The organism is Chlamydiota bacterium (assembly GCA_012729785.1).
Classification (GTDB): Bacteria; Auribacterota; Tritonobacteria; order UBA1439; family UBA1439; genus UBA1439.
Map to the genome: position 1 here is coordinate 20,533 of JAAYCL010000022.1, position 11,777 is coordinate 32,309.

Annotated in this window: 10 protein-coding genes; 6 read left to right on the forward strand and 4 right to left on the reverse strand. The window is 68.3% G+C overall.

Annotated features, from left to right (window positions below):
* Nucleotides 1-4: 4 nt before the first annotated feature.
* A complete protein-coding gene (locus GXY35_04855) occupies nucleotides 5-1,447 on the reverse strand; it encodes a Glu/Leu/Phe/Val dehydrogenase (protein ID NLW93914.1) in 1,443 nt (480 codons plus the stop codon).
* Here GXY35_04855 and GXY35_04860 point away from each other — a divergent pair.
* Nucleotides 1,385-1,834, forward strand: a complete 450-nt coding sequence (locus tag GXY35_04860; protein ID NLW93915.1) for a metallophosphoesterase — start codon at nucleotides 1,385-1,387, stop codon at nucleotides 1,832-1,834. The two genes, GXY35_04855 and GXY35_04860, sit on opposite strands and share 63 nt — an antisense overlap.
* 56 nt (nucleotides 1,835-1,890) lie before the next feature.
* Here GXY35_04860 and GXY35_04865 read toward each other — a convergent pair whose 3' ends face one another.
* From GXY35_04865 to GXY35_04875, 3 genes are read right to left on the reverse strand one after another with little or no spacing between them, the layout of a single operon-like run.
* Nucleotides 1,891-3,153 (reverse strand): Glu/Leu/Phe/Val dehydrogenase, encoded by a 1,263-nt coding sequence (locus GXY35_04865; protein NLW93916.1) that lies wholly within the window; start codon nucleotides 3,151-3,153, stop codon nucleotides 1,891-1,893.
* A 27-nt stretch (nucleotides 3,154-3,180) separates the two neighbouring features.
* A complete protein-coding gene (locus GXY35_04870) occupies nucleotides 3,181-4,101 on the reverse strand; it encodes a hydroxyacid dehydrogenase (protein NLW93917.1) in 921 nt (306 codons plus the stop codon).
* A 28-nt stretch (nucleotides 4,102-4,129) separates the two neighbouring features.
* Complete coding sequence (locus tag GXY35_04875) at nucleotides 4,130-5,443, reverse strand: DUF1015 domain-containing protein (protein ID NLW93918.1); 1,314 nt, start codon at nucleotides 5,441-5,443, stop codon at nucleotides 4,130-4,132.
* A 176-nt stretch (nucleotides 5,444-5,619) separates the two neighbouring features.
* On the opposite strand from GXY35_04875, the gene serC reads away from it, so the two are divergent.
* The 5 genes from serC to GXY35_04900 all read left to right on the forward strand — a co-directional run bounded on the left by serC (nucleotide 5,620) and on the right by GXY35_04900 (nucleotide 11,774).
* Entirely contained in the window at nucleotides 5,620-6,705 is a 1,086-nt protein-coding gene (serC, locus tag GXY35_04880; GenBank protein ID NLW93919.1) for a 3-phosphoserine/phosphohydroxythreonine transaminase, read from the forward strand.
* 78 nt (nucleotides 6,706-6,783) lie between these two features.
* Nucleotides 6,784-7,497: a methyltransferase domain-containing protein gene (locus GXY35_04885; GenBank protein ID NLW93920.1), complete on the forward strand. Its 714-nt coding sequence runs from the start codon at nucleotides 6,784-6,786 to the stop codon at nucleotides 7,495-7,497.
* A 17-nt stretch (nucleotides 7,498-7,514) separates the two neighbouring features.
* A complete protein-coding gene (ade, locus tag GXY35_04890) occupies nucleotides 7,515-9,263 on the forward strand; it encodes an adenine deaminase (GenBank protein ID NLW93921.1) in 1,749 nt (582 codons plus the stop codon).
* 94 nt (nucleotides 9,264-9,357) lie between these two features.
* Nucleotides 9,358-10,869: an O-antigen ligase family protein gene (locus tag GXY35_04895; protein NLW93922.1), complete on the forward strand. Its 1,512-nt coding sequence runs from the start codon at nucleotides 9,358-9,360 to the stop codon at nucleotides 10,867-10,869.
* Nucleotides 10,866-11,774 (forward strand): class I SAM-dependent methyltransferase, encoded by a 909-nt coding sequence (locus GXY35_04900; GenBank protein NLW93923.1) that lies wholly within the window; start codon nucleotides 10,866-10,868, stop codon nucleotides 11,772-11,774. Before GXY35_04895 ends, GXY35_04900 begins: the two co-directional genes overlap by 4 nt.
* The last annotated feature ends 3 nt before the right edge of the window (nucleotides 11,775-11,777 follow it).

Genomic DNA, 11,777 nt, shown 5'->3' on the forward strand with positions numbered 1-11,777 from the left:
GCCGTTACGGCCAGAGGCCGCGGATCCTCATGGCGTTGCCGACCTTCCCCACCGCCAGGACGATTGCCGCGGTGCGCATGTCCACGCGATGGGTCTCCGCCGCCCGCAACACCGCGTTGAAACTTGAGACCATGATCAGGCGGAGACGCTCGTTCACCTCGTTCTCGCTCCAGAAGTACGCCTGCAGGTTCTGCACCCACTCGAAGTAGGAGACGGTGACGCCGCCGGCGTTGGCGAGGATGTCCGGCACGATGAAGACCCCGAGGTCGTGAAGGATCGGGTCCGCCTCGGGGGTCGTGGGGCCGTTCGCCGCCTCCGCGATGACGCGCGCGCGGATCCGCGGGGCGATCTCCGCGGTGATCTGCCCCTCGAGGGCGGCGGGGACGAGGAGCTCGCAGTCGAGCTCGAGGAGCTCGGCGTTCGTGACCGCGTCGGCGCCGGGGAAGCCGACCACCGAACCGGTTTGCCGCTTGTGCAGGAGGACCGCGCGCGGGTCGAGCCCGTCGGGGTTGAAGATGCCCCCCCTGGAGTCCGACAAGGCGACGATCTTCGCGTCCGCCTCGTGGAGCAGCCTCGCCGAGACCGAGCCCGCGTTGCCGAACCCCTGGACCGCGACGCGCGCCCCCTCCAGCGGGATCCCCCGGTACCTGAGCGCCTCCGCCGCGGTGAGCATCACCCCGCGCCCGGTCGCCTCCTGGCGGCCGAGCGACCCGCCGATCTCCATCGGTTTCCCGGTCACCGAGCTGATGGCGCTCCACCCCTCGGTCATGCTGATGGTGTCCATGAACCAGGCCATGATCTGCGCGTCCGTGTAGACGTCGGGGGCGGGGATATCCTTCGTGGGGCCGATGAACGATCCGATCTCGGTCGCGTAGCGGCGCGTCAGGTGCTCGAGCTCCCGCGACGACATCGTCTTCGGGTCGCAGACCACGCCGCCCTTCGCCCCGCCGTAGGGGATGTTGACCACCGCGCACTTCCAGGTCATCCACATCGCCAGCGCCCGCATCTCGTCGAGGTCGACGCGGGGGTGGTACCGTATCCCCCCCTTCGCCGGACCGCGGATGAGGTTGTGCTGGACGCGGTAGCCGGTGAAGACGCGCGGGGTCCCGTCGTCCATCCGCATCGGGATGGAGACGGTGAGCTCGCGCTGGGGATGGCGGAGGCGTTCGTGGATGTACGGATCGAGATCGAGGATCCGCGCGGCACAGTCGAGCTGCGTGCGGGCCGCGTCCCATGCAGTGAGCGATGTCGTGTTCAACGGGTCCCTTCGGGGCCTAATGCGGGGTGCATCCCAGGATGATATACTATCGGCGCCTGAAAGACAAGCGCGGGCGGAGAGGGGGCGTCGATGAAGATCGGGCTGATCTCGGATTCGCACGAGCACATGCCGATGATCAGGCGGGCGGTCGATCTGTTCAACCGTGAAACGGTCGGGCTGGTGCTGCATGCGGGCGACATCATCTCCCCGATCACCGCGAAGGAGTTCTCGAGGCTCGCGGCGCGGATGCGGGCCGTCTTCGGGAACAACGACGGGGACAAGCTGTTCCTGAGGGAGCGTTTCGCCCCGTTCGCGACGATCCATGAACACTGCTGGGAGGGGGAGGCGGGGGGGAGGAAACTGCTTCTGATGCACGCCCCGGACGCGCTCGCGGCGCTGGAGGCGAGCGGGGCCTACGACGTGATCGTCTACGGCCACACGCACGAGGTGGTGGTGCGGCGGACGGGAAAAACGCTCGTGGTGAACCCGGGGGAGTGCTGCGGCTGGATCACCGGGCGCGCCACGGTCGCCCTGCTCGACACCGAGACGATGGAGGCGAAGCTCGAAACCCTCTGACGTCCGCCGCTTCTCTCCGGCCGCGGAACCGAGATACTAGAGACGCGCAGCCGCGTTCAGGGCCACAGCCCCCGGTAGCAGGCCGCCTCGGCCACGCGGCTCACCCCGAGCATCATCGCCGCCGTGCGCATGTCGACCTTGTGCCGCTCCATCATCTCCACCGTCTCGGCGAACGCCCCCGTCATGATCCGGCGAAGCCGCTCGTTGACCTCCTCCTCGGTCCAGAAGTACTCCTGGAGACTCTGCACCCACTCGAAGTAGGAGACGGTGACGCCGCCCGCGTTGGCGAGGATGTCGGGCACCACCGTGATGCCGCGGCGCAGGAGGACCGCCTCGCCCGCGGAGCTGATCGGGGCGTTGGCCGCCTCGACGATGATTTTGGCGCGCACCCGCGCGGCGTTCTCCTCGGTGATCTGCCCCCCCAGTGCGGCGGGGATGAGGATGTCGCACGGCGTCTCGAGAAGCTGGGCGTTGGTGAGCGCCTTCCCCCCCGCGAACCCCTTCACCGTCCCGGTCCTCTCCGCGTGCAGGAGCAGCGCCGGGACGTCGAGCCCGGCCGGGGCGTGCACGCCGCCGTGCACGTCGCTCACTGCGACGATCTTCCCGCCGTGTTCGTGGATGATCCGGACGGAGTGCGCGCCGACGTTCCCGAACCCCTGAATCGCGAACGAGCAGCGGCTGAGCTCCGTTCCGGCATGGAGGCAGACCTGCTCGGTCACGTAGAAGACCCCGCGCGCCGTCGCCTCGATCCGCCCCTTGGAGCCCCCGAGGCAGATCGGCTTGCCCGTGACCACGCCCGGGACCGAGTGGCCGTGGTTCATGCTGAAGGTGTCCATGATCCAGCTCATCACCTTCGGGTTCGTGTTCATGTCGGGGGCGGGGATATCCCTGTCGGGGCCGATGATGATCGCGATCTCGCTCGTGTAGCGCCGCGTCAGGTGCTCGAGCTCACGCTCGGACATCTTCGACGGGTCGCAGACCACGCCGCCCTTCGAGCCGCCGTACGGGATGTTGACGAGCGCGCACTTCCAGGTCATCAGCATCGCCAGCGCCGTGATCTCGTCCAGGTCTACCTGCGGGTGGTAGCGGATACCGCCCTTGCAGGGCCCCCGCTCCATGCTGTGCTGGACACGGTAGCCGGTGAAGACCTTGGTGTGGCCGTCGTCCATCCGGATCGGCACGGAGACGATGAGGGTTCGCTGCGGCTTCTTCAGCTTCTCGTGGATGTCCGGGTCGAGCCCGAGCTTCCCGGCGGCGTTCTCGAGCTGTTTGAGCGCCAACTCGAGCGGCCCCTGTTCGTCCTGAAGCGGCTTGTTCATCGTGCGCGCCCTCTCTTTGCAGGCGTCTTACGCCGTCAGCTTCTCGACCACGAGCGCCGCGATCTCGGTGCCCACGCGGAACTGGCCCTCGGCGGTGGAGGCGCCGATGTGCGGGGTGGCGACCACGTTCTCGAGCTTCAGGAGCGGGTTGTCGGGCGCGGGGGGCTCGACCTCGAAGACGTCGAGGGCGGCGCCGCGCACCTTGCCGCTCTGCAGCGCCTCGTAGAGGGCCGCTTCGTCCACGACCCCTCCGCGCGCGCAGTTGATGATGATGACGCCCTTCTTCATCATGGCGAACTGCTTCTCCCCGATCAGGTGCGTCGATTCCTTCGTCTTGGGGAGGTGCAGGGAGATGATGTCGGACTCTCTCAAGGTGGTCTCGAGATCGCAGGTGTCCATCAGGGGCGCCTGGACGAGAGGGGCGCAGCGGCTGGTCCGGGCGCAGGTGGTCACCCGCATCCCGAGGCCGAGGGCCCGGACGGCCATCTCCTGCCCGATGCGGCCGATGCCGATGATGCCCAGCCGCTTGCCGTAGAGCTCCGTCCCCGCGAATTTCTTCTTCTCCCACTTGCCCGCCTTGACCGAGGCGTCGGCGGCGGGGATCTTCCGGGCGACGGCGAAGATCAGCCCGATCGCGAGCTCGGCGACGGAGACGGAGGATGCGCGGGGGGTGTTGACCACGGGGATGCCCCGTTCCTTGGCGCAGGCGACGTCGATGTTGTCGAGGCCGACGCCGCCGCGGGCGATGACCTGCAGCTTCCCGCCCGCCTCGATGACCTTGCGCGTGATCTTGGTCGCGCTCCGGACGATGACCGCGTGGTAGTCGCCGATGCATCCGACGAGATCGTCCTCCTTGAGGCCGGTCTTCTCGGTCACCTCGAGACCCGCGCCCTTGAGGATCGCCACCGCCTCCTTCGCCACCGGATCACAGATCAGCACCTTCTTCATCCCCGTTCCTCCCCTCATGCAGGCCGCGTCATCGCGGCAGGTTCAACGCGTTCAGCACCAGCCCGGTGTACAGCTTCGGATAGAAATCGGTCGACTTCTGCGGCATCCGCTCGCCGTTCCCGGCGACACGGGCGACCTCCTCGGCCCGCGTCGGATTGAGAAAGACCGCCGCCTGGAATGCGCCGGTGTCCACCGCCCGCACGGCGGCGTCGGCGTACCGCTCGTAGGAGACGTGCGCCTCCTCCTCCAGTTTCCGCTTGTCGATGCCGAGGAGCGTTTCGAGGACGGCGTGGATGATGCTCACGTCGAGCCGCTTCCAGTCCGCCGAGGCGTCCGCCGGCATCGACGCGGCGACGGCCGCCTCGTCGTTGAGGCGGAGAACGGTGAAGGTTTTGCCGAGGTAGAGTCCGAAGCGGTGGTCGCCGGGGCGGTCGGTTTTCATCCCCGCAAGCAGTTCGTCAAGCCCGCCGCAGCGCTCGAGGGTGAAGAGGCGCGCGAGCCGTGCGGGGAAGGCCGCGAGCTCGTCGGGGGGGAGGTGGTGCAGCAGGCGGTGCGTGGGGAGGACGGTGAGCCCCGGGTCCTCCATCGCGACGAACGCCATGATGTGGGAGTCGAAATTCTCGTTGCCGGGCAGGCACCGCACCCCCTTCTCCCGCATCTCGCGCCGGTAGTTCAGCGCCGTCTCGTAGCGGTGGTGGCCGTCGGCGATAAAGAGCGACTTGGCCTCCATCAGCGACTGCACCTCGCGGTGCACCGCGGGATCGGTCACGACCCAGACCCGGTGGACCACCCCGTCGTCGTCGCGCGCCTCGACGTCGGGCGGGCCGCCGGTCTTCCGGGCGAGGGCGCCGGCGACCGCCCCCTCCGGGTCGGAGTAGAGCATGAAGATCAGGCCCGACTGCACCGCGGTCGCGCGCATCAGGTTGAGGCGGTCCGCCTTGGGCCCCGCGAGGGTGCGTTCGTGCGGCATCACGCCGCCCTTCTTGAACTCCTCCAGCCCGCCGAGGGCGATGAAGCCGCGCCGGGTCTTGACGGGGCCGCCCGCGAACGAGTACTCCTGGGCGTAGACGTACAACGCTTCCCGCTCGTCGCGGACCAGGACGCGTTCCGCGACGCACCGGTCGAAGAAGGAGCGCGCACGGGTGTACTGGTTGTCGGCGGGCGTGTCCTGCGGCGTGGTGGCGCCTTTGGAGAAGCGCACGATATGGTGCGGATGCCGCCGGTAGTAGATCTCCTGCAGTTCCGGCGTGATCTTGTCGTACGGCTCCGCGAAGACGAGGCCGGTATCCGGGACCTTCTCCGGGTTGTAGCGGTATCCCCTGAACGGATAGACAAACGCCATCGCGACCCTCCCAGCAGATGGTGGTGACGAGGATTCTATGATAGGCGGGCGGAGCCGGCGCGTCAACCGTATTCCCCGCCCCCCGGCAACTCCCGCTGGACGGGAGGGGGGCGCTCGTAGTAGTATAACGGCCGCACAGACAGGCGACGCGGTTGCGTCAGACAGGAGGCGGGGATATGGGAAAGCGGGTGTTCAACTTCTACGCGGGGCCGGCGACGCTCCCGCTCAAGGCGCTCAAGGCGGCCAGGAGCGAGCTTCTCGACTTCCGCGGGAGCGGGATGTCGGTCTGCGAGATCAGCCACCGGTCGAAGGATTTTCAGGCGGTTATCGACGAGGCGACGGCCCTCGTGAAGGAGCTGTACGCCGTCCCCGCCGGGTTCCACGTCCTCTGGCTCCACGGCGGCGCGTCGACGCAGTTCTTCCACATCCCGTGGAACCTCTCGCTCGAGGGGAAGCCGCTCTCCTACATCCACACCGGCGCGTGGGCGAAGGCGGCGATCAAGGAGGCGGGCTTTTTCGGCGAGGTGCAGATACCCGCCTCGTCCGAGGATGCGAACTTCAACTACATCCCGCGGGATTTCCGCATCGACCCCAACTCGTCGTACCTCCACATCACCTCCAACGAGACGATCGGCGGGATCGAGTGGTTCAGGTTCCCCGCCACGGGCCAGGTGCCGCTCGTGGTGGACGCCTCGTCGGACTTCCTGAGCCACCCGGTCGACTGGTCCTCGGTGGCGCTTCTCTACGCCGGCGCGCAGAAGAACCTCGGCCCCGCGGGCGTCGCGGTGGTGATCGTCAGGGAGGATATGGTGGCGCGGGCCCGCGCGAAGAAGCTCCCCACGATGGTCTCCTACGGGACCCATGTGGACAAGGGGTCGATGCACAACACGCCCCCCTGCTTCGCCATCTACCTCTCGCTGCTGGCGCTGCGCGAGCTCAAGGAGAAGGGCGGGCTGCCGTACATCGAGAAGCTCAACAAGAGGAAGGCGAACGCGCTCTACTCGATGATCGATCGATCGGGGGGGTTCTACCGCCCGTTCGCGCGCAAGGATTCCCGCTCGCGGATGAACGTGACCTTCCGCCTGCCGACCGCGGAACTCGAGGAGAAGTGCGCCGCCGAGGCGAAGGCGCGCGGCCTGATCGGGCTGAAGGGGCATCGGAGCGTGGGCGGGATGCGCGCCTCGATCTACAACGCGATGCCGATGAAGGGGGTCAAGGCCCTGATCGCGTTCCTCGAGGAGTTCATGAAGGCCAACAGCTGATCGTTCACGCAGAGGCATGACCGCGGCAGACCGCGGGGCCTTTCGGGGCCCCGCGGCGCCGCAAAGGGGCGTGTCGGGATGGCCGCGCTCTGGGCGAGGTTCAAGAGGCGGATCGAGCCGCCGGAGCGGCTCCTGGGGCTCAACTTCGGCGACGAGCGGGAGAGGTTCCGGGCCCTGCTGGAGCGGACCGGCCGCGATGCGCGCATCCTCGACGTGGGGGCCGGCGGGATGCGGATGCTCCCGGGGATCGTCACGATGGAGCTGTGCCCGACCGCCACGACCGACGTGGCCGGAGACGCCCTGGACCTTCCGTTCCGCACCGGCTCCCTCGACGGGGTGATGATCCTGAACGTGCTGGAGCACGTGCGGGATCCCGCAAGGGTTGCGGCGGAGATCGGGAGGGTGCTGCGGCCCGGGGGCGCCGTCTACGCCGTGGCGCCGTTCGTTTTTCCGTACCACGAGGCGCCCGAAGACCATTGGCGCTACTCGGTCTCGGGCATCGCCCTCCTCTTCGAGCGGCTGGGCTTCCAAAAGGCGTTCAACGGCTTCCAGAAGGGGCCCTGCTCGACGTACCTCCGCCTCTCGGTCCATTTCTGGGCGCTCTTCTTCTCGTGCAACCGGGTCCTGCTCTACAAGATCTTCCGGGTGCTCTTCTCGTACCTCTTCTCGCCGTTCAGGTTCTTCGATCATATCGTCTACCGGTACACGCTCGCGCACGTGGTCTGTTCGAGCGTCTATTTCATCGGGGTGAAGGCTCCCGGGACGGCGTGCGGCCCGTCCGCGCGGGCGTGATCCGGGGAGGAGGCGGGATGGAACGCCTGGACAGGATGATCAGGGTGGCGCGCGGGAAGGCCAAGGCCGACGTGGTGTTGCGGAACGGCCGGGTCGTCAACGTCTACACCGGGGAGTGCGTCGAGACGGACGTGGCGATCCTCGGGGACCGGATCGTCGGGCTCGGGAGCTACCGCGGGGCGAAAGAGTACGACGTCGCGGGGCGGTTCGTCGCCCCGGGGTTCATCGACGCGCATATCCACCTCGAGAGCGCGATGGTGACGGTGCCCGAGTTCGCCCGGGTCGTCGTGCCGATGGGCACCACGTCGGTGGTGAGCGACCCCCACGAGATCGCCAACGTGATGGGCCTCGAGGGGATCAACTACATGCTCAGGTCGAGCAAGTACAACCCCCTCAACGTGTTCGTGATGGTCCCCTCCTGCGTGCCGTCGTCCCCGCTTGAGACGCCGGGGGCGGTGCTGCGGGCGACCGACATCCTCTTCTTCCTCAACCAGGAGTGGGTCCTGGGCCTTGCCGAGATGATGGACTATCCCGGCCTCCTCGCCTGCGACCCGGCGATTCTCGACAAGGTGAGGATCGCGGGCCGCAGGATCATCGACGGACACGCCCCCGGCCTTTCGGGAAAGGATCTGTGCGCCTACATCGCCGCCGGGATCTCCTCGGACCACGAGTGCGTGACGGAAGAGGAGGCGCGCGAGAAGCTCCGCCTGGGGATGACCGTGATGATCCGCGAGGGGGGGTGCGCGCGTAACATGGAGGCGCTCCTGCCTCTCGTCACCCCCGCGACCGCCCCGCACTGCGCCTTCTGCACCGACGACCGACACCCCCAGGCGCTGATCTCCGAGGGGCACATGAACGGCGTCCTCAGGAAGGCGGTGCGGCTGGGGCTCGACCCGGTGACGGCGATCACGCTCTGCACCCTGAACCCGGCCCGCCACTACGGCCTCGACGGGCTCGGCGCGGTGGCCCCCGGGAAGATCGCCGACATCGTCGTCCTCGAAGACCTGGACGGATTCTCGGTCGAGATGGTTTTCAAGAACGGCCGCCTCGCCGCCCAAGACGGCGCGCTCATCCCCGGCGTTCCCGGCGCGCCCCGGCCGCCCGAGCCGCTGCGCGGCTCGATCAACATCCAGTGGCTCGCGCGCGAGCAGTTTGAGATCCCCGCGTCCCGCGGGCGTCTCCGCGCGATCGCGCTTGTCCCGGGGCAGCTCCTCACGCGCCTGGAGCTCGTGAAGCCCTCCGTCCTCTCCGGGCGAGTGGTCGCCGATCCGGGGCGCGACCTATTGAAGATCGCCGTCATCGAGCGCCACCACGCCTCCCCGAATATCGGCCTGGGGATCGTGCGCGGCTTCGGCCTGACGCGGGGCGCGATCGCCTCCTCCGTCGCCCACGACTCGCACAACATCGTCGCCGTCGGCACGAACGACGCCGACATCCTGGAGGCGGTGATCAAGATCAGGAAGCTCCAGGGGGGGCTCACCGCGGTGGTGGACGGGAAGCTCATCGCGAGCGTCGCCCTCCCGATCGCAGGACTGATGTCGGAGAAGTCCGTCCGCGAGGTCGGGGACGAGCTCGACGCCCTGATCGCGGCCGCCCGTCGGATGGGCTGCAGGCTTGAGGACCCGTTCATGATGCTCTCGTTTTTGTCGCTCTCGGTGATCCCAGAGCTCAAGCTCACCGACAAGGGGCTCGTGGACGTTTCGGCGCAGAAGATCGTTCCGCTCTTCGCGCAGGAGAGGGCGGGCGGAAAGGGCGCGCGGCGATGAGGATCGACGGGGCGCCCATCCTCGCGGCCGCGCCTGATCACGAGGCGGAGATCCTCCGGGCGCTCTCCGCGCGCCTCGTCGGGGGGCAGCGGCGATGAACGGCCCCCCCCGCCGCCCCGGACCCGGCGCCCCGGCGCCCGCCCCACCCCCGGGCGCGGCCCCGGCCCCGCGCAGCGTCGGGCTGGCGACGAAGATCGGGCTGCTGTTCGCCCTCCTGATCATGGGCAAGGTCGCCTCGATGGCGAAACGGGGGCCGGTGGGGACGGAGGAGCTTCGGCTCCTCGGGATCGTCCTCGGCGAGATCCTCCTCCTGATCGTGGCCCTCGTCAACGTCAACTTCGTCTTCTACGTGCTGGTCTTTTACGTGCCGTTCAGCCAGATGCTCCCCGGCGACTACGGCACGGCGGTGAACATCACCAACGTGCTCCTCGTCATCATCGTCTTCGGGCTCTTCTTCAGGAGCATCCGCGAGGGGGGGCACTTCCTGGTGTCCACGGAGCTGGACCGGCTGATCGGCCTCCACCTGCTACTGACGTTCGTGGCCTTCTTCCGGGCGGCGCTCGCCGAGACGATGGACTGGTTCCTCCTCGTGACGCTGATCAAACGGTTCATCACGCCGATCTTCCTCTACTATCTGGCGAGCTGGATCGTGCGGGACCGGCAACAGATCCAGGACTGCATCTACATCGTGATGTTGACGACGCTGATGGTGGCGTTCCTGGCCACCAAGGACACGCACACGCCGACCCACTTCTCCTGGGAGCGGCGCGAGGACGCGGGACTGTCGCAGGCGAACCTGCTGGCGGCGTTCTTCGTCTACTACATGTTCTACTACTTCGCCTTCTTCAGCCTCCACGCAAACCAGTTCAAATACTGGCTGCTGCTGATATGCATCTACCCGTGCGCGCGGGGGATCATGCTGGCCTTCTCGCGGGGCGGCTACTTCGCCTTCGTCGCGGGGACGCTGTACATATGCTGGCTCTACAAGAAGTGGCTCTTCGTGCTGACGGCCGTGGTGATGCTCATGCTGTGGCAGAAGCCGGGGCTCGTCTTGCCGCAGGCGGTCGTGGAGCGCATCGAGGGGACGACGGTGGAGTACGAGGCCGACTACGGGAAGTCGAAGGTGCGGTTCGAGTCCTCCTCGGCGGGGCGGATCGCGATCTACACGGCCGGCCTCAAGATGGTGATGCGCTATCCCCTCCTCGGGGTCGGGTACGGACAGTTCCCGGTGCGGGTCGGCGAGTACGACTCGTACGCGGCGGGCAGGGACGCGCACAACGCGTATCTGCTGATCGCCGCGGAGATGGGGATCCCGGCGCTGCTGGTGTACCTGATGATCGTCTTCCGGCTGCTGCGGTACTCGCTGGCCATCTACCGATACGGCACCGATACGATGTACCGGGCGGTCGGGATGGGGTTCGCGACCGGCGTGATCGGATTTCTGGTGGCGAACTTCTTCGGCTGCCGGTTCAACACCACCGAGACGGTCGGCGTCTGGTGGATCCTCGCCGCGATGATCGTCTTGATCAGGAAGCAGTCGATGATGACGCCCGGCGCCGTGCCCCCGCCTCCCGTGGCCGTGCGCCCCGCGGGGGGCACGCCGTGACCGCCCCCTGCCCCATCTGCGGCGGCACGCGTCTCCGCCCCCTGGTCGCGGAGGCGGAACGTTCCCTGCGCCGATGCCGCGCCTGCGGCGCCGTCCATCTGTGGCCCCGGCCCGCGTCCGCCGTGCTGGAAGAAACCGTCGACCGCGCCGCCGCGCGGCGGCTGCCCCGCGAGCGGGAGACGGCGGTGCTCGAACGGATACGCGCCCGCAACAGGGAGATACTGGAGCGTTTGGAGCGGCGGGGATGCCGCGGGTCTTTGCTCGACGTGGGCTGCGGCCGGGGGATACTGATGGAGGACGCGCGGCGGCGCGGCTGGCGCGTCGCCGGCGTGGAGCTGGCCGGGAAAATCGCGGAGGAGGGGATCGAAGAGCGCGGTCTCGACATCAAAGTCGGCACCCTCGCCGACGCGGCGTTCCCGGCGGCCTCGTTCGACGCGGTGATCTTCTCCCACTCCCTCGAGCATCTCGCCGCCCCGGCGGAGGCGCTGCGGGAGGCGGCCGGGCTGGTGCGGGCCGGGGGGTGGGTGTACGTGGAGACGCCGCACTGGGGTTCCCTCTCGAGCCGGCTGCTGGGGCGCGGCTGGTGGAACGTGGATCCGGACAACCACCTGTTCCTCTTCTCCCGCCGCGCCCTCGAGATCCTCGCCCGCCGCGCGGGGCTCGAGGCGCGGGAGTTTCGGGGCACGCATTTCGACGCCACGGCGGTGCTGATCCGGCGTGCCCGGCTCCGGGATCCCGCCCTGAACGACCTCGTATGCATCAACGAGCTGAGGGACCGGCTCTTCTCGATCCGGGGGGCGTGGCGGGCGGCGCGCGTCCTTGACTCGTGCGCCGCGCTGCTGCTCGGGCGGAGCCTGTTGAACGACTATCTGGAGTGCTGGCTTCAAAGGCCCGCCGTCCCCTGAGCG